Annotated in this window: 17 protein-coding genes; 9 read left to right on the forward strand and 8 right to left on the reverse strand. The window is 67.8% G+C overall.

Translation table 11 applies throughout. From position 1 onward, the window contains the following. Positions 1–90 precede the first annotated feature (90 nt). Positions 91–888 (forward strand): DUF1963 domain-containing protein, encoded by a 798-nt coding sequence (locus ACFVUT_RS34910; RefSeq protein WP_389659722.1) that lies wholly within the window; start codon positions 91–93, stop codon positions 886–888. A 489-nt stretch (positions 889–1,377) separates the two neighbouring features. On the opposite strand, the gene ACFVUT_RS34915 is transcribed toward ACFVUT_RS34910, so the two are convergent. The 3 genes from ACFVUT_RS34915 to ACFVUT_RS34925 form a co-directional block, all read right to left on the reverse strand. Continuing rightward, positions 1,378–4,674 carry an NACHT domain-containing protein gene (locus tag ACFVUT_RS34915; RefSeq protein WP_389659725.1) on the reverse strand — a complete coding sequence of 1,099 codons (3,297 nt, stop codon included), beginning with the start codon at positions 4,672–4,674 and terminating at the stop codon, positions 1,378–1,380. Between the two features lie 648 nt (positions 4,675–5,322). Continuing rightward, on the reverse strand, positions 5,323–5,862 hold the full coding sequence (locus tag ACFVUT_RS34920) for a GNAT family N-acetyltransferase (protein ID WP_389659728.1): 540 nt from the start codon (positions 5,860–5,862) through the stop codon (positions 5,323–5,325). Continuing rightward, positions 5,859–7,145 carry an XRE family transcriptional regulator gene (locus ACFVUT_RS34925; RefSeq protein ID WP_389659731.1) on the reverse strand — a complete coding sequence of 429 codons (1,287 nt, stop codon included), beginning with the start codon at positions 7,143–7,145 and terminating at the stop codon, positions 5,859–5,861. Before ACFVUT_RS34925 ends, ACFVUT_RS34920 begins: the two co-directional genes overlap by 4 nt. Positions 7,146–7,382: 237 nt before the next feature. Here ACFVUT_RS34925 and ACFVUT_RS34930 point away from each other — a divergent pair, with 237 nt between their 5' ends. The 6 genes from ACFVUT_RS34930 to ACFVUT_RS34955 all read left to right on the forward strand — a co-directional run bounded on the left by ACFVUT_RS34930 (position 7,383) and on the right by ACFVUT_RS34955 (position 16,183). Beyond that, positions 7,383–7,829, forward strand: a complete 447-nt coding sequence (locus ACFVUT_RS34930; RefSeq protein WP_389659734.1) for an ATP-binding protein — start codon at positions 7,383–7,385, stop codon at positions 7,827–7,829. A 388-nt stretch (positions 7,830–8,217) separates the two neighbouring features. Further along, positions 8,218–8,397 (forward strand): FxLD family lanthipeptide, encoded by a 180-nt coding sequence (locus tag ACFVUT_RS34935; RefSeq protein WP_389659737.1) that lies wholly within the window; start codon positions 8,218–8,220, stop codon positions 8,395–8,397. A gap of 230 nt (positions 8,398–8,627) precedes the next feature. Continuing rightward, a complete protein-coding gene (locus ACFVUT_RS34940; protein ID WP_389659773.1) occupies positions 8,628–11,573 on the forward strand; it encodes a lantibiotic dehydratase in 2,946 nt (981 codons plus the stop codon). Beyond that, positions 11,570–12,838: a lanthionine synthetase C family protein gene (locus ACFVUT_RS34945; RefSeq protein WP_389659740.1), complete on the forward strand. Its 1,269-nt coding sequence runs from the start codon at positions 11,570–11,572 to the stop codon at positions 12,836–12,838. Before ACFVUT_RS34940 ends, ACFVUT_RS34945 begins: the two co-directional genes overlap by 4 nt. A 24-nt stretch (positions 12,839–12,862) precedes the next feature. Then, on the forward strand, positions 12,863–14,953 hold the full coding sequence (gene fxlM / locus ACFVUT_RS34950) for a methyltransferase, FxLD system (RefSeq protein WP_389659743.1): 2,091 nt from the start codon (positions 12,863–12,865) through the stop codon (positions 14,951–14,953). Between the two features lie 93 nt (positions 14,954–15,046). Continuing rightward, a complete protein-coding gene (locus tag ACFVUT_RS34955; protein ID WP_389659746.1) occupies positions 15,047–16,183 on the forward strand; it encodes a hypothetical protein in 1,137 nt (378 codons plus the stop codon). 113 nt (positions 16,184–16,296) lie between these two features. Here ACFVUT_RS34955 and ACFVUT_RS34960 read toward each other — a convergent pair whose 3' ends face one another. The 5 genes from ACFVUT_RS34960 to ACFVUT_RS34980 all read right to left on the reverse strand — a co-directional run bounded on the left by ACFVUT_RS34960 (position 16,297) and on the right by ACFVUT_RS34980 (position 21,505). Continuing rightward, positions 16,297–18,009, reverse strand: a complete 1,713-nt coding sequence (locus tag ACFVUT_RS34960; protein ID WP_389659749.1) for a relaxase/mobilization nuclease domain-containing protein — start codon at positions 18,007–18,009, stop codon at positions 16,297–16,299. Continuing rightward, complete coding sequence (locus ACFVUT_RS34965; protein ID WP_389659752.1) at positions 18,006–18,659, reverse strand: MobC family plasmid mobilization relaxosome protein; 654 nt, start codon at positions 18,657–18,659, stop codon at positions 18,006–18,008. Before ACFVUT_RS34965 ends, ACFVUT_RS34960 begins: the two co-directional genes overlap by 4 nt. Before the next feature lie 128 nt (positions 18,660–18,787). Continuing rightward, positions 18,788–19,672 carry a DUF2637 domain-containing protein gene (locus ACFVUT_RS34970; protein ID WP_389659755.1) on the reverse strand — a complete coding sequence of 295 codons (885 nt, stop codon included), beginning with the start codon at positions 19,670–19,672 and terminating at the stop codon, positions 18,788–18,790. Positions 19,673–19,865: 193 nt separating this feature from the next. After that, the gene (locus ACFVUT_RS34975; protein WP_389659758.1) at positions 19,866–21,125 is read right to left on the reverse strand and encodes a DUF3631 domain-containing protein; all 1,260 of its coding nucleotides are present in this window, start codon (positions 21,123–21,125) and stop codon (positions 19,866–19,868) included. Between the two features lie 137 nt (positions 21,126–21,262). After that, entirely contained in the window at positions 21,263–21,505 is a 243-nt protein-coding gene (locus ACFVUT_RS34980; protein ID WP_389659761.1) for a helix-turn-helix transcriptional regulator, read from the reverse strand. A 447-nt stretch (positions 21,506–21,952) separates the two neighbouring features. Here ACFVUT_RS34980 and ACFVUT_RS34985 point away from each other — a divergent pair, with 447 nt between their 5' ends. Beyond that, positions 21,953–22,234, forward strand: a complete 282-nt coding sequence (locus ACFVUT_RS34985) for a helix-turn-helix domain-containing protein (protein WP_389659764.1) — start codon at positions 21,953–21,955, stop codon at positions 22,232–22,234. Then, on the forward strand, positions 22,235–23,473 hold the full coding sequence (locus tag ACFVUT_RS34990) for a tyrosine-type recombinase/integrase (RefSeq protein WP_389659767.1): 1,239 nt from the start codon (positions 22,235–22,237) through the stop codon (positions 23,471–23,473). Positions 23,474–24,313: the final 840 nt, after the last annotated feature.

Below are 24,313 nucleotides of genomic sequence, written 5' to 3' on the forward strand. Positions count from 1 at the left end.
CAGGCATAGATGTCAGAGTCTGTCTGCGGGCAAGGGGTGCGCCTCGCACCCAAGTGGTAGAGAGCGAGCGGAGGTTGAGAGGATCCTGGCATGCAGTTCGACGACCCTGCCGGTTTGAGCCGCGCATGTACAGAACGGCTCGGCGAGAAGGCCGGTCGGCAGTTTGCCGCCATGGCCCGCCGAGGCTTTCAGTTGGTCCGCCCGGCGGGAACTGTCCAGGCCACTGGGCAATGCCGACTTGGCGGGCCGGCTCTCCTCGAACCGGAGACCTGCTGGCCCGAGCAGAGCGGGGTTCCGCTGTCCCTGCATGCCGTGCTGGACACCGATGCTCTGGCTACCTGGCTGGGCAACGAACTGCCCACACGGCCCGGCCTGCTCAACTTCTTCTACCTCGATCCAGACTTGCCGTACGAGGAGTACCGCCAACTGGACATGTCCGAGTCTGCGGCATACCGCGTCATTTCCGCCGATCCGTCACGAGCAGTGGAGACGAGGGCACCCGAACCAGCGAGACGTTACCCGGCTGTACCTGTCCAGGCGGCTGAGGCAGCCATGCTCCCGGACTGCTGGGACGTCGAGGACGAAGACGTGGAGTTCGACAGGGGCCGGCACTGGGGCGCGGCATCACTCATTCTCGATGAGATGGGAGATCTCGACGGGAACACCGCCGGGAGCCACTGCGCCTTCGGTTGGCCGGACACCTCGTACACGCTCAAGGTGTCGTCCCGCGACGCCGACGGCCCAGCCGTGCATCTCCTCCAGCTTGCCGAGGATGCCGAACTCGGATGGGGCTGGGGGGACGCCGGAACGTTGTACTTCACGATCCCGGCCAAGGCGCTCGCGACCGGGGACTTCAGCCAGGCCGTGGCACAGGTTCTCTGCTGTTGATCCGCACAGCAGGAGATCGGTACCGGAGACTGCATCGCCGTCGCCGTGTCCACTTGGAACAAGTAGATGTCAAAGGACCCCGGACCATGATCGGTCCGGGGCCTTTTCCCTGGTGCCCCCGGCAGGATTCGAACCTGCGACACCCGCTTTAGGAGTTTTCCCTGGGTGGGGCTGTGAACTGGGAGAACGCGGGGTGCAAGGTGCCTGGCCTGGGAAGTCTTTCCTCGGCAGTTCTCATGTCTTCACGCGGTTTCCCGCTGTGATGTGTGCTGAACGTGTGCCGGTGGATGGTGTGCTGAGTGGGGGCCGACGTGGTCAGACCTACTCGACGAGCACGGAGTGCCCTGCGAGAAGTTGCTTTGCTTCGGCCAGTGATCTGCCGGGAGTTCCAGAACAGCTGCTATCCCCTCTCGCGGCACTTGGAGGTCCACACATCTATCGGGGCGGGTGATGGCAGTCGTCCCTCACTCCTATTGGCTGCCAAAGTGTTCACTCTGATGCTGTCAGCCATGCCAAGAGCCTTCGCAGGATCAACGCCTCGGCCTGACTCGACGGTGCTACCAGGGCCTCACGTAGGGCTTGGCCAGCCTCCCGTTCGGCCCCCATCTTGATGATCTCCTGCAGTGCACGCCAGCGTGTCTCGACGGCCACGCCTGGCGCGATACAAACTTGACACAGTAGTGGTGCGGCTACGTGGGTGAGGTTTTGGCTCGTCAACAGGTCGGCCAAGGCCATGAGCTGGTCGACCGTAAGCATGACAGCAGTCTTGACGCGGGCCACGACCTGCCATGCAGCTTCGCGGCCAGCCGCCACCAGCCAAGCGCTGACCACCGCTTGGAGCTCTGGCACGGTTAGCCCTGGGTCGGCGAGCAGTTCTTGCCCCATCTCCATCACGGCCGTGACCTCGTTGTGCTCGGCCAGGATCGGCAAGAGACGGGCACGCAGCGCCGAACCACTATATGGGCGAGCCTGCAATGCCTCTATGACCTCCTTGCAAGCTGCCTGCCGATCGTGCCGAAAGAGCATCCTGGCCGCTGACGAGAATGCCTTGTCCGGGGAGCCCGGATGGTGGAGGACCCTCCTTGCGAAGGGAAGGAAGGTGCCTGGAGTTGCTCCGGATTCGATCAAATCCGCCATTGAGGACGCGTAATCCTCGGAGGAACCCTGAAGCTTCTCTAGCCATTCTTGCACTTCGTCTGCTGCTTCGGGGCCTACAGCTCGAACGAGCGTCATGAGTTCCAAGTGGAGGCTGTACGGTTTGTGCGGAGTGGCGGCGAGGCTTATACGGACGAGCTCAGCAGCCTGGCTGTTAAAGCCGTTGAGGAGGAGGTCGTGTGCGACGCTGGGTCGTTCATCCACGTTCCAGGCAGGGTGCTCTCGCATCACCTCGACGATTTGATCAGCTGCGGTAGATCCGGCGCTGTCGATCCAGGCTGTCACGAATTCGCTGATGTCGTCATCGCTGGAGGATTCGTCGAAGATACGGCGAGCGAACGGGATCACCTGCTCAACCAGACCGAATCGAATCATCGTCATGGCCAGGCCCTTCGTAGACCAGAATTGATTATCGGTCCTTCCTGATATTGCCTCAGCTACTTCTTTTGCGGCGTCGTGGCCTTGCAGTGAGAACCACAGTTCTCCGGCGCGCTCCAGGTGCTGACCGCTCTGTTCTGGGCCAGTCAGTATTGTGCGAGCCAGGTCGACAAGGTTATCCGTGTAGCCCATAGCCATGAGCTGCTCAGCGGCGCCTAGACGTTCCCAGTTAGAAGCGCGTGGGTCAGTCAATAGGTTCTTCAACCTGCGGACCCGGAAAGGAATTCCCTGTGGGTCAAGAGAGGTTAAGTGACGACAGCAGCTGAGCACTGCGATTGGGTCTGCAGATTCCGAAAGAGTTTTGAGTAGTTCGACACCCTCCACGAGAGAGGCGGCGTTTGCGTAGGCCGCCGCCGCTTGGATCCGCAGAGCGAATGCAAGTCCCTCGGTCTCAGCTATCTTCCGGAGATGGGCCGCTAGGCGCCGGTTGCCGCGCAGCTGAGATAGCTCGGAGAGGACTTGAGAGCCAGGCGATAGGGTCCATTTGCCTGAGTCATCGGCAAAGTCCATCAGGCGGTTGATGATTGACCCCTCTAGCGCTTCCCCCAGCGGAACGCCGGCGGTGACTAGACGTAGTGCCATGATCCGGTGTTCCAGGTCGCCAGCCAAAAGGTGACGGATAATCAGGCTCACATCGTTTCCAGGCATCCTTGCCCAGAGAGCAAACGTGAACAGAATCCGATTGCGAGCGGCGGCGTTGCTGACGGCAGCAGACCATACGTCGAGGTCTGGAAAGTCCGCCGGGATCTCGGCGGCCTCGTCCCGTGCTGCGATGAATTCCGCGAACGACTGATGGAGAAAGGAAAGATCGGAACCGTCGAAGGTCATGACCCCTGTCTGCGCCAAGAACTGGCCAAGTTCACCTTCTGCCCGCTCTGGCCAACTCAGGCCCTCCGGGAGCTGCGAGGCCAGCCACTGTGTTGCCTCGCGCAGCAGTGACTTCGAGGGTTGTGCCTCGATGCGCTCCCACGCCAGGTGCGTCACTATGTCGTCCTGGTGTGCCAGTAGCCAGTCCGCGAGCAGGCCGAGCCCTCTGACCTGCCACCGTTCGCGGAAGCGGGCGATGATGCCAGCATTCCCCTCGCGTGCTGTCCTGAGTTCGGTCAGGAACGTCTCGTACAGGGCGACTCGTCCCCGGGGCAGCGGTGCGTGCGGATTTCGACTGCGGAATGAGGCAGCGAGTGTCGTTAGTAGCGGAACCTGAAGTATCTCCTGTAGGCCCGCTTGGTCGACCTCTGAGAGGAAATTCTGCGCTTCAAACGCTGGGTCCGAGACACCTTGCGCTATGAACCAGCGTTGCGCGAAGGCGCGTTGCTGGCTAGCGTCGAAGCCCTTCAAGGTGTAGAAGCCAATGCTTGATGTGTTCTCGAATGGCTTGAGTTCGGACTGAGGGAGGGGTCGTGACGTAATGACGAGACGGCAATTACTGTTCGGCCTGATCTCCCGTGCCAGTTTCTCCAGGATCGTCTGCCGGATAGCAGGAGAAGACACTTCGTCGAGCCCATCGATGATGACAAGCCACCGTACGCCGTGAGGGCGTCTGGCGAAGTGGTCTGGGCTGACCGGGCTCATCAGCGTGCCTGTACGCGCTGCCGCATCGCTCAACTGCTGGCGCCAGGCCCGCGGCGTCAGTAGGTCGGTTGACGTGACGCGGACAGCGGCGACGGCTTCCCGGCACCAGGGTTCCTCTGCCTGATGCTCTCGCAGCCAGTAGCGGGCGATCTGGCCTACCAGGTGCTGCCCGAGAGTGGTTTTGCCAGCTCCAGGTCCTCCGGTGATGAAGAGGTGACTGTGTGCTGACAGGGCGGCGGTGATGGTTGGCACAGGATGGCCGGTCTGCGATGGGTGCCCGCTGGCGCCGTCGGGGGAGAGGGGTTGGATGTCCTGCTCAACGTAGACCTCGGATAGCGGCGGTTTGTGGACGCCGAGCAGTTCGTACGGGAACTGTTCCGCAGCGGTGGCCTGGCTGCGGAGCAGGTCCTCGAGCCACTGTGCCGGCATAGGGATCTCTAACCATCCGACGGGTGACACTTCGGGCACATAGCCGCGTTGCGCGAGCTCATCGCGCTCCTTGCGTAGCTTGGCTCGGGTCCATAGGGCAGTGACGGATGCTTGGCGTAGCCCGAGCAACGCAGCGATTTGAAGTGTCTTCTCAAGGCTGCGAAGTTGTCGGCCGCCGAGAACGTCGTACACAGTGTTCTTGTCGGGGAGTCGTGTGAGCTGCCGACGGAGTAGATCGTTAGGAGACTTGTATCCGGACGCATGGAGGGCTTCGTTTAGGTGTTCCGCGAGCTCCTTGAGTTCGGTACTGGTCGCATCCTCGGTTTTGCGACGCCTTCCGCCCGGCAACTTGTCTCCTCCCCGTTTCTTTCGCGTTTCCCAACACTAGAGGGAAATTCCGCACCCCATGCAGTGTTGCCGCACCAGTCGGATGATCGTGAGGGGCAGGACATGACGGTGTTCGATGTGATGGGGGCACTGGCCGGGGGGACCTCGGGGCTCGCGGTTCTGTGCCTGACAGTGTGTGAGATGGGAAAGAGGTGGCTCCGGTACCGAGAGAGCATGCAGCGTGAGGCCGAGCACACACGGCGGGTGGCGTTGGTGATGCAGGGTACGCACTCGCGGGATCGGGCGGCGGTGGTGCGGGCCTGCACGCGGCAGAGGTGAGGAGGCCGAAGGTGTGGCGGCTTGCGCTTGGGGCCGGAGGCAGGGGTGCGCTCCGTCCGGTTGGCCTCCCGCCCAACGGCGTGGGCCATCCGGACCTCAGGGATCGGGATGGCCCGTTGACGAAGTGCGGGTGGTGCTACGCGGAGCGACGTGGGGGAGGAACAGCGCATGAGATCAGCCGGTGGCGCGGATCATCACAGCGAGGGTCGGCGAGGCCGGTGACGGCTGGCTATGACCGATGTCCTCGTACCCCCATGACTTGTAGAGCGCATGGACCTTTCCGTCGCCGGCTGCCGGGTTGACCATGAGAGTGACGTACGGCTCGTCGCGTGCAGAGAGAAGGGCGTCGTGGATACGCCGGGCAGTGCCGGTCTTCCTCCAGGTCGGCCGGACGCCGATCTCCTTCAGGGCCACGGCCGGGCGCTCGGTGTACTTCTCCGCCGGCGCAGGGCTGGTGCGCTGCCAGTAGCGGTCGCCGTGTTCGATGGTGTTGGCGTAGGCGTAGCCGACCGGGTGTCCGTCCGCGTAGGCGAGGACGGCCGTGAACCCCGGCTCGTCGCCGTGTCGGTCCAGGCGCTCGCCGAATGCGGTGACCGCGTAGTTCGGCAGGTGGAGGAGCGGGGCGCGCACATCGGCGTATACGTCGAGGAGATCGCCGCGGGCGGCGTCGAGGGTGGTGAAGGTGCGCAGTTCGATGACGGGCGCCGTGGTCATGCGGTCATCCTCCATGAGGCGGTGTGCTCGGTCCAGGTCTGCGCTGTGGAGCTGCCCGGCGCGGTGGCGCGCAGCGCGGCCCCGAACTCCTGGAGCATGCGCGATACCCGGGCGTGCTGGGTAGCGGTCTCGGCGGGGATCCTCATCGCGGTGGCCGTGGCGGCGTCGGCGGCCCTCTGCGCGAGCTGGGCGTGTGCGAGCCGGGTCGTGGTGATGGCCCGGGACCGGACCATGTGGGGCCGCAGGGCCGACAGGCAGCGGTGGGCGTGGTATTCGGCGGTTGGGTAGTCGCCGAGTGCCAGGTAGGCGCACAGGGCCAGGGAGTCCAGCTCGGCCTGGTCGTAGAAGGCGAGCATCCACACCGGCCGGTAGTCGGCGGGGTCGGCGCGCAGCATGGCCTCCTGTGCTTGCTCGAACGCGCGACGGGTGCCGGTGCGGTCCTGTGCCGCGCCGTGGACGGCGCCCTGCCGGGCCATGCCCAGGGACGCAAACAGCGGGTCACGGCGGGTGAGGTGCAGATTGCGGGCGACGTCGTTGGCTGCGATCGCCTCGGCGGGGCGGCCCATGTGCCGGTACATGGTGCCCGCGTGGCTCCAGATGCGGAACTTGATGGCCTGGTCGCTGGACATCTCGGCGAGGGCCTGCGCCTCGCGCATGTGCGCCTTGGCGACGTCGTAGCGGCGACCGTCGATGGCCGCCCACATCGCCGATGAGCGGAACGCCGCTGCTGAGGCGTAGAGGCTGCTGCGTACACGTTGGGTGGCGCTGCCGGCGTTCTGGAGGTTCAGCGCCTCGTCGGCGAGTGCGGCGGCCCGCTGTTCAATACCGAGTTGTCCGCCGTGACGGTGGTCGCTGGCGATGATGTCGGCGAAGCGCTTGTTCAGGCGGTCGACGTCGCTCATGCCGATTCGGCGGGCCGCGGCGGTGCCGGGAGCGGCTGCTGCTACGGCGGCAGCAGCCGCGATACCGCCGAGGAGGATACGGCGCTTCATGTCGGGGTCCTCCTGGGGCGGTGGGGCTGGAGCGGGCGAAGGCCGGCCCCGTGGCACGAACCCTAGAGCCACAGTGGGCAGGCCGCTGACCTCCTCAAGTGCCTTGCGGGTAGCCGACTTTGGCCACGTGACCCGGCCTGCTTTCCAGGCCCGGACCGATGATCCGTCGAGGCCGCCGGGCCTCCCGGTCAGCTGCTCTAATGCCCTGTTCACAGCGTCAGCGAGGCTGTTGGAGCTGTAGCCGTGTTCGGCCATCCACGCCTCAAGAACCGTGTTGCGCGTGGTGTCCATGCACGCACGGTAGCTCTCGTGCCCGCTCACCCGCCACGTAAAGGAAAGGTCAAATCGCCCTAGGTCTTTCCATCGGGTGGATGCCTGATCGTCCTAATCACCTTGCAGTGAAAGGGAGTTGTGTGGGTGTCGGTCGCTCACCACTCCGCAGTCCGGGCGGCTGTTGACGGCCCAGCGAGCCCCTGACGCTTCTCAGGGGCGAGCCGGGCGCAGAGACAACGCGAAGGCTCAACCCCAATGACGAGTCTCATCAAGCCGGTTCAGGCCGCCCCCACCGGACACCCTGCCTACAGCCAGACCTTCCCGTGCGAGCCGTCCACGGCCGAGATCGGCCGCAGACTCGTCCGTGACGCCTTCGGCGTATGGCACCTCGACAACCTTGCTGACGCCGCTGCGCTGATCATGTCGGAGCTGATCGCGAACGCCGTCCGGCATACCCCGTGTCATTCGATCCGTCTGATTGTTGGGCGTCCGAGCGCGACACGGGTCCGTGTCGGCGTGGTGGACCGGGCGCCTTCGCGCCTCCCGGTCCTCGTTCAGATTGGTGAGGACGACGAGTCAGGCCGTGGTCTGCTCCTGGTCGACGGCATCGCCGACCGCTGGGGCTATGACCTGCACGGGCCGAAGGGGCGTCCGTGGGGCAAGGAAGTCTGGGCGGAACTCCTCGTAAGGGGTGACGCGTGAGCACCCCGACGGCGATCGTGCCCATTCCGGATGTCGTCCGCCTCCATCCCCGCTGGCAGATGGCAATGGAGTGTGCACGCCGCGTCCGGTGCGTGGAGGCGAACGGCTCGGAGATGGGCGGCCAGCGACTGGTGGCTCAGGTGCGGGCGCACTGGAGTCCCCGTGATCTGGCTCGAACCACTTCAGCGGCACGGACAACACGCCCCGGACTGCTCCTGCAAGCCGTGTCTCGGCCGCGTCAAGGCTCAGGCGTGCGCCTGCTTCCCGGAGCGGCGGTCGGCTGCCGTCCGAACAGACTCCCGCCTCCGGACACGCGGTGCTGTTGTGCCGTTCTGTCGGAGACGGGCGCCACTGCACAACAACATCTCAACTATTCAGAGGAGTTGGCATGACACGCAGCAACGTAGTACCGAGCAGCACCTTCGCGACTCAGCAGACCCAGGGGACGTCGGACGGCTTCGACCTGGACGTCTCCCTCGTCGAGGTCGCTGACCCGGCGGGTCTGGTCAACCTGACCGACGACAACTGCGGAACCACCTGCGGCGCCTGCACCACCAACGTCGCCTGACCCGATGCTCCACGTCTCTACGGGCTGGTGCCGCCGCGCCCTGCGGCGTGGCGGCACCAGCCGCCCGTTCCTCACCTACGGAGGTAGTGGTGGTGGCTGCTCCGCTTCCAGCATTCAGAACCAGCACGACCGCTCTCGTTCGAGTCATTGCCCAGCCGGCGCTGCCAGGTCCTCCGCTTCCGGACCTCGACGATCGCTCCGCCAACGGGTCCGCCACCTGCGTCGCCTGGCTGCGCTCCGCCTGGGCGAACGGCTACCTTGCCGAAGCCCTGGAACACGCCAGCCCGGACCTGGCCGCGCGGGTACGGGCCGTGTGCACGGCCGCTGAGCCGTCAACACGAGACGTCCGGCGTACGACACTGTCCGTGACCCGCTACCTGCTGCGCTCCCAGCACCGGGCGACGCCGTTCGGGCTCTTCGCCGGTGTGACCACCGCCGAGTTCGGCCCGCACGCATGCGCGAGCTGGGGTGTGGGGCACGTGGCTGTCGGCCATGCGAGCGCGGAGTGGTTGGCCGCCGTCGTCGAACGGCTGGAGTCCTGCTCCGACCTCTTCGAATGGCTGTCCGTGGTCGTCAACAACACCGTGACGAGACGCGGCGACCGGCTCATCGTGCCGTTCCAATCCGACGCCCGGGACGATCGGGCTCGCGCGGTTGAGGCATCTCTGGCCTTGACCGGCCCGGTGCGCGCGGTCCTCGCCGCGACGCGGGCGCCGATCCGCGTAGGCCCGCTCGCAGACAAGCTCCAGGCGGAGTTCCCCGACGCCCGACCGGAGAAAGTGCGCCGACTCCTCCTGGAACTGATCCAGCGGCGTGTGCTGATCACGAGCCTGCACGCGCCGAGCACCGAGAGCGACGCCCTCGGGTATCTACTCGATCAGCTCGACGCGATCAACGCCGATACCCTCCCTCCGGTCGCGGAGAAGGTGCGTGAGCTGCGGGCGATCCAGACCGCCCTGGAGGAGTGCACTTCGCGTGGCGGGCGAGACAGCGTCGCAGCGCGGATGAGGGCTTTCGTGCCCGGCCTGCGCCACCATCCTGTCGCGCTCGACCTGCGCCTGGACGCACAGTTCGTACTGCCGGACGCGGTTGCCCGCGAGGTCGAGCGCGCCGCCCTGATCCTGACCCGAGTCAGCGCCCGCCCGTACGGCACCGCGGCGTGGGGCGCGTACCACCAGCGGTTCTACGAGCGGTACGGCATCGGCACGATGGTGCCGCTCCAGGAAGTCGTCGCCGACAGCGGCACCGGCTACCCCGATGGCTACCCGGGCACCCCACCGGGCGCGCGTCGGCCGCGCGTCTCCGCTCGGGATGATGTTCTCGTACGGCTCGCGCAGACCGCCGTGCTGGACGGCCGCGACGAGGTGGTTCTCACCGACGAGCTGATCGACGCCCTGGACGTAGGGCCTGACGAACCCCGGTTGCCGCCTCACCTGGAGGTGGGGGTGCGGGTCCATGCGGCCGGCGTGGGCGAGTTGCAGCGGGGAAGGTTCCGGCTGGAGGTCGTGAGCGTGTCGCGTGGCGCCGGCGTCTCCACGGGCCGATTCCTCAGCGTCCTGGCCCCCGCAGGCCGTGAGACCCTGGCCGCCGAGCTGGCTGACCTGCCGACGGCCGACAGCAACACCGTGCCCGCGCAGCTCTCCTTTCCGCCGCTCCTGCCGGAGAGCGCTCACGTCACACGCGCCTCACGAGTCCTGCCCACCGTGATCAGCCTCCAGGAACACCGAGTTCACGAGGACGACGTCCTCACACCCGCGGACCTCGCGGTCGGGTGCGACGGCCGCCGCATGTATGTGGCTGCCCCTGAACGTGGCCAGCGCATCGAAGCCGTCGGGATGCACGCGCTCAACCTCCACACGCACACTCCACCGCTGGCGCGATTCCTCACCGAGTTGTTCCGCGCTCAATGCGCGCAGGTCACCGAGTTCGACTGGGGAGCCGCAGCGGCGATGCCGTTCCTGCCACGCGTGCGGTACGGCCGCACGGTGCTCGCCCCGGCACGGTGGCGTCTGGAGGCGGCCGAGCTGCCTGGCCACACACGTCCGCGGTCCGAGTGGGACGCCGCGCTCACCGACTGGAAGGCTCGGCGGCGGCTGCCTCAGCGGGTCTACCTCCTGGAGGACGACCGGCGTCTGTTCCTGGACCTTGACCAGTCCGGTCACCGGACGCTGCTGCGCCGGCACCTCGACCGCGCGGGCCTGGCCATGCTCGTCGAGGCCGCAGAACCGGAGGCGTTCGGATGGTGCGACGGTCGCGCTCACGAGGTAGTGGTGCCGCTCAAGGCGACCCGGCCGCCGACGTGGCCGGCGCTGCCCGCTCCCACCCCGGCCCGTGCCCTCTCCACGGCCCAGATGCAGACTCCGGCCGCTTCGTCGGTGCTACTGGCGACCCTGTACGGAGATGCTCGCCGCCAGAACACTCTGCTCTCCCGCCACTTGCCCGATCTCCTCGAACGGCTCGGTGACCCACCATGGTGGTTCATCCGCTTCCGTGACCCCGAGCAGCACTTACGCCTGCGTATCGCGATCCCCACGCCGGAGGCGTTCGGTGAGACGGCCCGGACGGTGAGCGCGTGGGCCGACGAGCTGCGCCGCGCCGGTCTCCTGGCGGACTTGCGATACCCCACCTCATACCGGGAGATGGGCCGCTGGGGTTCCGGCGCAGCATGGGACGCGGCCGAGGAAGTGTTCCGGGCGGACTCGCGCGCCGTCCTGGGCCAGCTCTCGCAGCCCCTGCGCCCACACGAGCGCACGCTGGCTGCCGCACACACCGTCTCCATCGCTTCCGCGTTCCTGGGCAGCACGCAGGCCGGGATGCGCTGGCTGATCGACCACATCCCGCCCTCGGCTCCCGTGCCCGCACCGCGCCCGCAGTTCACCGATGCCGTACGTCTGGCCGACCCTGGCGACGACTGGTCGGCACTGCGCGCCGACGCTGGGGGAGCGTCCATCGTGTCGGCGTGGGCCGATCGCGACGCGGCACTCGCTGCCTACCGGCGGCACCTGCCAGGCCCCCACACGCAGGGCATCGCCCTCGATGACGTCCTGACCTCGCTGCTGCATGTCCATTTCGTACGGCAGATCGCGGTGAACTTCCCCGAAGAAGAGGTCTGCCTCTACCTCGCCCGCGCTGCCGCCCTGGCCTGGACCGCCCGTACCTCGGGGAGGACACCGTGACCGCACAGACCGTGCTGGACCTAGCAGACGCCGTCGCCGAGCAGCTCGCCGACCCCCAGACGCCCTACCTTGGGCCGGCGGTCCGTCATTCGCAGCACCTTGCCCGTGGCTTGTCCGGCATCGCGCTCCTGCACATCGAGCGGGCTGCGGCCGGCCTGGGGCCGTGGCAGCGCGCCCATGACTGGCTCGCCGCCGCCTCCCGCGAACCGCTCACCAGCGGCCCCGACAGCCACCCCTTCTACGGGGCGCCCGCCTTCGCGCACGCGCTGGCCTGCGCCGCCGATCACCTGCCCGGCGCCTACGAGCGCGCCACTGACACTCTCGACCGACAAATGGCTGACGGCGTGAGCCGCCGCGTCGAAGCCGCACACCGCCGCATCGACGCCGGACTCCTCCCAGCGCTCGCGGAGTTCGACGCCATTCGCGGCCTGAGCGGTTACGGCTCCTACCTCCTGCGCCGCAACCCTGGCAGCGCCGCCCTGCGTGCTGTCCTCGACTACTGCGTACGCCTCACCGAACGGGTCACCCACGACGGCGAGAACTTGCCCGGCTGGTGGACGGACACAGGGCCCTCGGGCCGCCCGGACGACCGCTTCCCAGGTGGGCACGCCAACAATGGCATGGCCCACGGCATCGGCGGCGTGCTCGCGCTGCTGGCGCTCGCCGCCCGGCACGGCACCTCGGTCGACGGCCGCGACGAAGCAGTGGGCCGAATCCTGGCGTGGCTGGACCACTGGCAGGAGGACACCGGTCGAGGCCCGGCCTGGCCGTACTGGGTCACCCGGAGTGAGCTGCGCACCGGCCGCCTCACCCCGTCAGCACCGCGGCGCCCGTCATGGTGCTACGGCACCGCCGGCCTGGCCCGGGCCCAGCAACTTGCCGCACTTGCCCTCGGCGACACCCGCCGCCAGGTGGAAGCCGAGCACGCACTCGTGGCTGCCCTCACCGACCCCGCCCAGCTCAATGCCACGACGGACAACACCCTGTGCCACGGCTTCGCCGGTCTCGCCCACGTTGCCGCCCGCGCCGCCGCCGACGCACATCCCTCGACCATCGGACAGCTTCACGCCACGCTCCCAGCACTCCTGGCCGCAGTCCTTCCGCCGGGCAACAACCCGGCACACACCGCCGTAGAACTCATACGGGACGAGAAACGCGGGCCCGGGCTCCTCGACGGTGCGTCCGGTATCGCCCTGGCACTCCTGGCGCCCAGCACCGCCGCACCGCCCCGATCCGCGTGGGATGCCTGCCTGCTCATCGCCTGACTTCATCGACCGAAGGACCCTCGCATGCCCCCGGACCCTTCCGACTGCTGGCAGCAGCACAACATCACCTTCGCCGACCGCGAGAGCGCTCAGCGCGCCATCGCCGAGCGACTCGCCCCTGTCCTGCTCAAGGCCGAAGCGGACGGGCAGCTCACCGGCTGGTGGTTCATGAACAAGAGTCCTTGGCCGCTGCGGTACCGCGCTGCCGAGCCCTCACCCGCCGTTGAAGGGCTGCTGAGCGCCCTCGTCGACCACGGTACGACCGTGTCTTGGCTGCCCGACATCTACGAACCCGAGACCGATGCCTTCGGCGGAACAGAGGCCATGGGTATCGCCCACGAGCTGTTCCACCAGGACAGTCGCCACCTGCTCACCTACCAGCCTGGCCCGGAGAATCTCGGGCGCCGGGAAACCGCCGTGCTGCTGGCGAGCGCGATGATGCGGGCGGCCGGCCTGGACTGGTTCGAGCAGGGCGACGTGTGGGCGAAGGTGGCCGCGCTCCGGCCGAAGACCGACCACCTGCCCGCCGAGCGGGCCGCGGAACTGGCGCCTGCAATGCGCAAGTTGATGACCGCCGACGCCCACAGCCTGTGTCGCCGAAGCGGCCCTCTCGCCGGGCATGACGGGTGGGTGACTGCCTTTGAGCGGGCGGGTGCCGCGCTGGCCTCCCTCGCCCACCGCGGCGCCCTCGCGCGCGGTCTGCGAGCCGTCATTGCCCACCACATGATCTTCCACTCCAACCGCGCCGGGCTCCTCCGGGGTGACCAGAGCGCCATGTCCAACATCGCACGAGAGGTAGTCATGGGAACGAGTGACAACACCGCGTCGCCCGCCGAGACAACGGCCGACGCCGATAGCGTCAGCGCGGTGAACACCGACACGATCACCACCGCCGCGGCGGATGCCGAGCGCCTCCGCAACGCACTGGTCGACCAACTCCGTGCGGACGGACACGCCCGCACGCACGCCGTCGAGAATGCGCTGCGGACCGTGCCCCGCCACGTGTTCGTGCCCGACGTGCCGCTCGAAGACGCCTACGCCGACCAACCGGTGCACATCAAGTACGAGACCGACGGCACGTCCATCTCCTGCGCCTCCCAGCCGGGTGTCGTCGCCCTCATGCTGGACCAGCTCGACGCCCAGCCCGGCGAGCGCATCCTCGAACTCGGTGCCGGCACCGGCTACAACGCCGGCCTACTTGCCCGACTGGTCGGCGAGCGCGGACACGTGACCACCCTCGACGTCGATGATGATCTGGTTGAGGGCGCCCGGGCGCACCTCGCCGCGGCCGGTATCACCAACGTCGAGGCGGTGACCCGCGACGGGGCCATCGGCTACGCCGAAGGAGCGCCGTACGACCGGATCATCGCCACTGTCGGCGCGCACGGCGTACCGCACGCTTGGCTCCAGCAGCTCGCGCCCGGCGGGCGGCTCCTTGTCCCACAGCGCCTCAAGGGCACCGTGTCCCGCTCCATCGCCTACGAGCAGCACGACGGCCGATGGGTGTCTATCAGCAGCGAGATGAACACCTTCATGCCGCTCCGCCGCGGTATCGCAGACGACGATCGCCGTGCCATCCCGCTCAGCGCGGACGGCACCGTACGACTGCAAGCCCCAGCCGGGCAGAACATCGACGCCGACGCCCTCACCGGCGTCCTGGACCAGTCGCGTACGGAGGAGTGGACCGGCATGACGGTCCGCGCCATGGAGTCGCCCGAGTGGATGGAACTGTTCGTCACCTGCTCCCTCCCCTCCGGCCTGATCCGGATGCTGTTCCCCCGGAGCGCCAATGGCACTCTGCTCACGGAGGACCCCTACCCCTCGTCGACGGCGGTCGTCGACAAAGGCGCCGTCACCTACCTGTCGCGACGCCTGTCGGAACGGAAGACTCCTGAGGGCGGCAAGCTCTGGGAGTTCGGAGTCATCGGACACGGTCCCGGCAGCGACGAGCTGGCCGGGAAGGTCGCCGACGTCATCCGCACCTGGGACCGGGAGTACCGCGACCATGAGGCCACGTTCGAAATCCAGCCCCTCGACGCCCCCACCATCGAGCAGCGCCCCGGCCTCTTCGCTCTCGACACCCCGCTGAACCGCATCGTCGTCAACTGGCAGTGACGCACCGCATGTAGAGATGACGCCCCGCGCCCGCCGGGATGCGGCTGGCGGGCACCGTTGTCTCCGTAGTTCGCACTCATGCCGGGGGAACTCATGGACCCACACGGACCCATAGCCCAGCGCTTCCCGCTCGTCGCCCGATCCCGGCCCCCGTGTCTGCCTCTTCCCGAACGCGTGGGCAACCTCGTCGAACTCGCCGCCACAGCGGTGGAGAAGAGCGACCAAGTGCTCGCGTCGGCCGTCTACAACCAGGCAGCGCTCATCGCCTCCGATCTCGACCTTCCCGACCTCGCCCGCGAGCTGTGCCACCAGCACGCCGCGGCCTACCTCCACGCCTGTCCCCTGCCCGGCATGAGCGCAATCCGGAGCCTCGAACCGGTCGTCAACCTCGCACGCCTCCAGATCCGCGCCGGCCAGGCGGACGAGGGACGTCAGCGACTGCTGGACCTGTACGTGGCGATCGAGGCGGGCACAGCCGCCCGGTTCGAGGGCGTCGTCGTACCGGCAGACTTCACCGCGACCGACGAGGACCGCAGGGAGGTCCGTGCATGGCTGTGGCGTGTGCTCATCGCCGACGGCACACGCACCCTCACCACCACGGGACGATGGGCCGAGGCCAGATCACACATCGAAGCTCACCGGGGGATGGGCAAACGGATGCTCGACGGGCGCCAAGTAGCCGTACTCGCCGCACTCGTTGTGGGTGACACGAGACGGTCCGCTGCTCTCCTCGCCGACACGGTGCCCGGCGATCCGTGGGAGCAAGCCGTCACGGCATGCCTGACCGTCCTGTGCCGCCGCGACGCCCGGCAGCCGGTCGACGGCCACCTGGCGGACCTGGTGACGGCCTACTTGGAGTGGAAGACCGAACCTGGGATGACGGTCTTCGGTATCCGGCTCGGGCTTACCGTCCTTGACGCGATCAATTCCGTCGATTCGCCGGATGCGCACCGCGTCGTCGAGGATCTCCACCGCAGGACGACGGACGCCGAAGACGGCTACGCGGCTCGTGAGAACCTGGCGCACCCTCTGTACACGGCGATCGCCACGGACCGGCAAGCGCAGGACTGCCGCGCCTTGGTGCGGGCCTGTGCCCTCGGTGCGGGGACCTTCCCGGATGAGTTGCGGGGAGAACTGGCACCGGCTTTGCGCGCCAGCGACCGCGTGATCCGGGCGAGTCTCATACGGCCATTCGATACCGGACATACGTCTTCTGGGGGAAGAGTCTGATGGAGCCTACGAGCCTGGGGACTTGCGTGCGGCTGTGGTACTGGCTGGGCGCAGTTCGATCTGTGACCGACGACGCTGTGCAGCGCGCGCCCGCGTTGCCCGCGGAGTCGTGATCAACGGCGCTGTGCCCGCGGTGCTTGCCCGGCCGGGGCGGCTGCTGCTCCGTGAGATCGAACGGAGGGGTGCACTGCTGCGATATCGACCCGTGCTGCGCTGTGGGCCTGCGCCGCGCCGGTACTGGGCACTGGACTTTTGCTGAGGCGCTGAATGCGCCAGGCCAGGGTCCTTGCAGGGGAGCGGGCATCATCAAGGGCACGCTGATCGACGGCTTGCCGGAGCAGCTGTTCCGCGTCGTGGCCTGCTGTTTCGGCCTCAGCGAGGACGGCGGTGAGCGCGTCGAAGGCCAGGTCTTCGGTGATCTGCGGGGCGTGATCCGGTAGGGCCTGCCGCACGTAGCGGACGTGCAGGTCCACGGTCTGCTGGGGCGGTCGGCGCTGGGCGAGGGTGGCCAGGGGTGCGGCTGCGGCTTGGTCGTAGGCAGCTTGGAGGTGGAGCAGTGTCTGGTGGGTAGCGGCGACTTGCTGGTCGTGGTGGCGGAGCTGGTGCCAGCGGGCGGCGGCAATGCCCACGAGGATCGCCGCGTCCAGGAACATCGCGAGGACGGCGCCGTCCTCGGGGGCGGGCGCGCGGACCATCGCCCGTACTGCGCCGCGCAGTGCGCGGGCGTGGTGGTGTTCGGCCCGGATGCGGGAGCGAGTGGCACGCTCGAACGCGTACGCCGCCTGTCGGAGTTGGGGCCGCAGGGCTTGAGATGCAAGGAGCGGCAGGGCGTCGAGGGCCTCGCCGAAGACGGCAAGGTGGGCCTGGGAAGCTTCGTCGTCCGTCTGGTCGAGGTGATGGGGGATGCGTTCGGCGGTGGCGATGGCCTGGTGCCAGGGGGTGGGCCTGCGCTGACCTGACTTCCCAGCGGGCTGTGGGGCGATGCTCTGAAGGCGCTTTTGGATCTTGGGGAAGGATAGGTCCGGGGCGAGTTTGGAGCCGGAGAACCAGACTGGCTGGTTGTGGGCGTTGGTGGTGTCTTCGCTGGCGACCTTGTAGCCGCGCACGTCTCCCGAGGGGAAGTAGAGGACCTCGACGAGCACGCCGTTGATATGGCTGAGCAGGTGGACGAACTCCTCCACGCTCGAAGCAGCGGCCACGGCGGTGCGAACGATGGAGCGCAGCCGTTCGCGGGCGGGCTTCTCCTGGCCGACGCGGCGGGCCTTCTCCTGCTCGGCACGGGTGGTCCGCTTCGCAGCGGTGCGGTCACCGCGTACGACTTGGAGCAGGCCGTATTCCTTCTCGACGGATGCGAGTTCACGGTCGGCGGTGAGGTAGTCGTTCCAGTGGCGTGCCGTGCGGAGATCCGCCCGGACCTTCGTGGCGGCGATGTGGATGTGGTCGGGGGCGTGACGGACGGCGACCCACCGGCAACCGTCTGGATCACCGTCCTGCGCGATGCCAGTGGCTGCCACGACGCGGCGGGCGATGTCGGCCCAGTCCTCGTCGCTGAGGATGCGGTCACTCTCGGCGGCGCGGATAGAGCAGTGCCATACGTGCTTCTCGGGCGCGCGGCCGAGCCGCCGGGCCTGCTTGACGTGCAGGTCTAGGTCGGCCACGAGGAGGCTCCTGGTGGCGCTGAAGTCGTCGGTACGGCCGGGGTCGGGGGCGAAGCCGTCCCATGAGGCGACCAGATGGGGATCGGTATGGTCCTTGGCCTTCTTCGTGTCGAACAGGTACCGAATCAGGCCCGCGGTCTCCTTGCCGCTGCTGATCTTCGCGATCACCGGGCCACATTCTTGGAGACAGCCTGGTTCGCTGCCGTCGCGATGTGGCGAACGGTGGCGCTGACCGAGGTAAGTGTGTGTTCGGCCCGGGCCAAGACAGCGGTATCCACGGGGCGTGGATGGCCACCGGAGTTGAGCTTCTTGGCGATCTGGTTGATGTTGTGGCCGATCTTGACCACCTCGCTGCGGAGGGCGGTCAGCTCGTCGATGTAGTCGTCGAGCGGCGTCCGCTGGCCGGGGAGGCCGAGGTCGCCGTGGACGTGGACGTGGGCCATGACAACGGTGCCGACGTAATGGGCGCCAGCGATGTTCAGCGACCGGGCCATCGCGAGGATCTCGGTCTTCTCATCGACGCTGTAGCGGGCGTCGACACGCTCCTTGCGCTGGCCATTCGGGCCGGGCTTGCGGCGTCGGGCGACACGGTGCAGCGCGGCGGCTTCGGCAGCACGCGGCAGCGGCACAGCGGCAGCGACGGGCTGTTCGCCCTCGGGCACCCCCTGGTGCCCGAGAGCCTCCGCCACCCCCGGGGCGGAGGCATCGCCGTCGGGGCCGTCCTTGGACGGTCCAGCGGCATACCTTGCTGACGCGATGGCTGAGGTGGTGGGCTTCTCCCGTTCACTGGTGAGTCGTTCGTTGTCGGGGTCGGGCATCGAGTACTTCTCCATGTGGTGTTGCCGGTGCGGTGGCACCGAGATTCGATGGGCGCTCGTCCTCGCACTGGGCAGCGCGAGGACGAGCGGAGGTCGAGCACCCAGAACGACAGGCGCGACTGGGAGCCTCAGAGGACTCTGGCGGTTTCCCTGTCGGGCTCGGTCTGTCGCTGGCGGGCGGTTTGGTCGAGTTCGGCCTGGACCTGGTCCTTGATCTGGGTCAGGCGGTCCTTGCCGATACGGAAGCCGGCGTCTCGGACCGCCGCCTCGATGTTGCGGCGTGAAGCGCGGCCTCCGCGTCCCGGCGGTGCCGTGCGGGCGAGGGCGAGTAGTTCGTCGAATGCGGCGTCACGGTCGTGGCTCTCTACCGGAGCGGGTGGCTTCCGGGCCCGCGGCACATTGACGGCGTCCCGCGCCACGCCGCCTGGGGGACCGGCAACATCGGGCATCTCTGGGTGCTCCGGCAGACCGGCGTTGTCCTCGGATGCCGGAGCCGGCTCGGCGCGGTAGGCGTGGTTGTGGCCGTGGCCAGGGACGTTGTGGCTCTTCGTGGCCTCGGCCTCTTCAACGTGGCGCGTCGGGTGGCGGCGGATGACGAGGTCGAGGTGGACAGCTCCGGCCAAGGCGAGCGGGGCGATGGCTGACAGGGCGCCGACGGTGACGTCGTCCAGGTGGAACCCGGCCGCGTGAGCCTGCTGGTTGAGGCGGACGGCGTGCAGGGCGTTGGCCCAGATACTGGTGATCGTGGCGACGCCGACGAGTGCCCAGACGTACAGCCGGGATCGCCAGGGTGCGGTGCGCAGGATGAGCAGGGCGGCGACGCCGATGGCGATGAAGCCGTCGATCACCAAGGGGAAGGCGTACGTGAGGATTCCGCGGACGTGGATGGCGACAGCCATCTGCCGCAGAGCGTCGTAGGAGAGGGCGAAGCCGATCGTGCCGACCAGGGCGACGCCGAGGCGGATCGCTGTGGTCAGTACCGGCACGGGGGCTTGGGCGGTGCGTGAAGGCAAGCGGGGTACTCCAGGCGGGGAGAGGGGGTGCCATGGGCACTTGGTATGGCTCGTAGGAGGGGCGCGGTCTCGTCGCACTCGTCGCGTGCCTGGTCAGAGCAGGTACGGGAGGCCGGCGTGATACGAGTGGACTCGTCACGGCGACGACACTCGTCGCCGGGCTGACCTGCGACGCGACGAGTGCGACGAGTCTTTACGGGTGCATGCCCGGAGCGGGGGCGGCGCTCTCGTCGCCGCTGTTGGGTGTCGGCTCCTCGGGGCAGTAGCGGGCCCAGGTGTCGGCGAAGCGGAGGCGGGCGAAGCCCTTGGCCTGCCGGCCGCCTTCGAAGCGGTGGGTGGCGGCCTTGATTTCGAAGTCCTCAAGGAGGATGCCCAGGTGGCGCGGGCTCAGGCCGACGTCGCCGTACTCCGCCCACGGTGCCTCCTGGTCCTTGCGGAGTTCGTCCAGCAGGTCCCGGGTGCGCATGATGCCGGGATCACCACAGCGTGCGAAGGTACGCCGGATGTCCTGCAGCAGTCGGATCTTCAGGTTCGACTCGTCGCCCTTGCCCGCCTCGGTCGCGCACATGGCCGCGCAAGCGGCGCGGGCCGGCTCGGGCCAGGTGCCGCCAGCCAGTTCAGCCACGATGACGAGCGGTTCCCAGGTGTCTGCCGCCCGGTCCTGCACCGGCATCGGCGGTACCAGGTCGGCTGCGGTGTCCATCAGGGGGTGCAGCCAGGCCGTCAGCCGATCGCGTACGCGATGCAGGGGCGGGATATCACGCCGGGAGCGGAACTGCTCCACCCGCTCACCACCCTTGCGGCGCTGCATGCGGATCACCACCGCACGGTCCATGACCGTGTCCGGCAGGTCTCCGATGCCGGCGAGAGCGGCCATGGCGAAGGTGGGGAACGCCTGCGGCTTGTGCTCCGGACCAGAGATGCGCAGGGCGGGCCGGTTGCGTTGATGCCCGGCGTTGAGCAGGCCGCGCAGCTCCTCGTTCTTCTCGGCGGCCTTGATGCTGCCGAAGATGGTGTCGGCCTCATCCACCAGCAGAGTGGGCGGGTCGTCGCCGATGGCGCGGAAGACGACCGCAGGGCTGGTGTTGACCGTGATCAGCGGCGCGCGCATGGTCTCCGTGATCACATCCAGCAGGCGGGACTTGCCGCACCGTTTCACCGGACCGACCACCGCGAGACGGGGCGCGTGCTGGAGTGCGGGCTGGATGTGCGTGGCGGCCACCCACAGCGTGACGGCGGTCAGCGCCTCGCTGCTGGGCAGGATCACGTACCGGGCGACGGCTTCCCGCAGCTCGTCCAACAGGGCAGCGCCCTCTGGGGCCTGGGGAGGTTTCTCGTCCTCGGCGGGCGAGGGCTCGGGCTTCGCGGGGGCTGCCTGGCCGGGGACGGCGACGGGTGGCCAGGTGGGCGTCGAGGATGCGATGGGGGTGGTGGAGGACGTAGGTTCGTCCACAGGCGTTCCTCCCTGATGGGCTGGACGGGCAAGGTCCGGCCCATCGGATCGGTTATTCACGGGTGATGAGGCAGGGACTGTGCGGCTCTCGGCGGTGGCTCGCCGAAAGCCGTTTCGCTGTCCCTCGAAGGGCGGTGTCAGACCGTGAGGTCGTACGTGGCCTGGGCGTTGAGCCAGGCGTCCACCTCGTGCCAGCGGTAGCGCAGGTGGCGGCCGACCTTGTGCACGTTGGGGCCGATGCCCCGGTACTTCCACTGGTAGAGCGTCTTCACCGGCACCCCGAGGTACGCGGCGACCTCTGCTGGGGTGGCCAGCGGGCCGCGCTGGGCAGCCGAGGCGGTGACAGGGGCGGTGGTGCTACGGGGAGAGGTCTTCGGCACGGGGCTCCTTTTCGGTCTTGCATATCGGGCCTGGACAACACAGCCACACTTCTCTGGGAAAAGTCCAGAGTTAGTTCTGAAACTCTGCACTACTTCTCTTGGTGTGACTGGCGGAGGCCAAATAGTAAGGGCGGATCCCCGGTTGCCGAAATCACTCCTGCGGAAGCCGAAAATTATCGCGACGACTCGGTTGCTCGGGGTGCCGGAATCCGGCACCTCCGCAGCTTGGGGGTGATGCGGTCGGCGCTCAGGGTGCCGTGGTTGATAGCCACTCAAATTGCCCACCTCCAAGGGGTCGAGGGAATATAGTGCGGTCTCCCTCGTGAAATGTCTTGCGGTGTGCCGGAATTCGAGAGGTGAATGCCACTCTGCTCTGCGACGACTTGTGTAGAGTTTGAGGAACTAACTCTTGCCACGGTGGCCGGATGCAAGTTACAGCTACCTGTCATGGCAACCCGACCCGTTGAAATTGGCCCCGCCGGCCTCCACGCCGCCCGCGCCATCGAGCATCTGCGCCTCGCGCGCGGCCTGACCCAGCACCAACTCGCGTCCCGCTGTACCGCGCTGGGCCGCCCGACGACCAACACTGCCCTCAGCCGCACCGAACGCGCCCACCGGCGCTGCGACATAGACGATCTCGTCGTCATCGCCGCGGCGCTCGGGGTCTCTCCCGCAACCCTGCTCCTCCCGCTCCCGTCCGTGTCCGGTGATGACCGGAGGGGGTGCTAGTTGGCCCGGGTCTGGATTGAGGACCGCACAGGGCACGCGGCGTATGTGCGCGCTGCGGCGGACGCCAAGCGGACGGGTCGCACGCCACCGGGGCGCTACCGCGTGCGCTGGTACGACCCCGACGGCAAGCCGAAGATGAAGACCTTCGCCCGCAAGGTCGACGCCGAGGCGGAGCGAACGAGGATGGAGTCCCGTCTCAGCGACGGCTCCTACCGCGACCCCGCGGCAGCGCGTGTGAAGCTCGCAGAGGTGGCGGAGTCCTGGCTGGCCGCGCAGATCCACCTCAAGCGCTCGACCCGGGGCCGCTATCGCGGCGTTCTCGACGTCCACGTGATCCCCAAGTGGGGCACCACCCCACTGGACCGCATCCAGTTCGAGGACATCGCCGAGTGGCTCGCGGATCTGCTGTCCGGCGAGGCGACCGGCGGCAGAAAGCTCAGCCCCAGGTCGGTCCGCAAGGCGTACGTCGTCCTCAGCGGCATTCTCGGCTACGCGGTCAAGGCTCGCCGGCTGGCGGTCAACCCGGCTGTCGGCGTGCCCCTGCCGAAGGCGGCGCCAGCCGACCACGTGTACCTCGACGACATGCAGGTCGATGCGCTGGCCAACGCGTCAGGCCCCTACCGGGTGTTCATCCTGCTGCTGGCCTACACCGGCCTGCGCTGGGGTGAGGCATCCGCGCTGAAGGTAGGTCGAGTCGACCTGGACGCCTGCCGGGCCCGCATCGTCGAGGCGTACGCCGAAGACAACGGCAAGCTCTACCTCGACACCCCCAAGAACCACGAGCGCCGGTCGGTGCCGATCCCGCGGTTTCTGGCCGAGGAGCTGAAGCCCCACGTTCAGGGGCGGGGAGATGAGGAGTTGCTCTTCACCGCCCCGCAGGGTGGACCGCTGCGGGCCCGTAACTTCCGGCAGCGGTTCTTCGCGCCGGCGGTCGTGAAGGCCGGGCTGGGGCACCTCAAGGTCACCCCGCACAAGCTGCGGCATACCGCGGCCTCGCTCGCCATCGCCAGCGGCGCGGACGTCAACGTCGTACAGACGATGCTGGGCCACAAGTCCGCGACGCTGACCCTGGACACGTACGGGCACCTCTTCCCGGACCGCCTGGACGAGGTCTCGAAGAAGATGCACAAGCGCCGTGCCAAGCAACTGGCCAAGGCGAAGGCCAAGTTGGAGAAGGCGGAGAAGAAGGCCCGCAAGGCGGCAGAGGCGGTGGCCGCCATGGAAGACGACGCCGCGTGATGTGTGCCTTACGTGTGCTGTGCATGGCAGCAGGGGGGCGCGTCAGCGGTACGGCGGGGCGACCCTGCCTTTCGAGTTGCTAGGGCGTGTATCGAATGCGCTGGTCACAGCCACTCATTGATGACTGCGACGAGGACGGTCGCTTCGTATCGAACCGCGAGCTTGTCGTATCGCGTGGGTGCGCCACGAGGCGCCATGGAATCGAGTGAGGTGAGAGACCTTCACCGCCGGGTTGTCGCAGCAACCTGGTTGAAGCTGGGGGCAGTTCGGCTCGGGGGATGCCGAGTCGAGCGGTAAGCAGCCCCGACAACGTCGGGACGGGCTGGCACTGCCAGACGGTCCGGGTCCGGCTAGTGAGACGGGAAGGTGCACGCGAGGAATCAGTGCTTGACGCCCCGTAATTACGACACCGGCTCGAACCTGGCGGATCTGGGCCGGATGCAGTGCACGACCACCGCTGGCCGGTGGTCGACTCCGAAGCCGATTCCACGTATCGGTGGGGAGGCCACGCCGAAAGCCTGCGGCGTAAGCGTGGCGATGCTGCCGGGGTAGAGCTGAGCACCTCACCCGTCGATCGATTCCGTGGTGAACGTGGGAACTGCCCGCGGGCGCCCCAAGCCGGACCTCCAGTCCGGTGGAGGGCAGGCCCATCGCCGGCTGATGGCCGTCGGGCAGGGCGGAGACTCCGTAGTACTCCGAGGCCGGGAAAGCCGGCCACATGGGGAAGGGGGTCAGCAAGTCGGCAGTAAGAGCTCGTAACACGATCATGAGCGGGCTTTCTTGAGGCGTCTGTAGCAGATGAGGCTGCAGGCGAGGGAGACGAAGGCGTCGTGGAGTTCG

This window comes from Streptomyces sp. NPDC058051, from assembly GCF_042885475.1.
GTDB lineage: Bacteria > Actinomycetota > Actinomycetes > Streptomycetales > Streptomycetaceae > Streptomyces.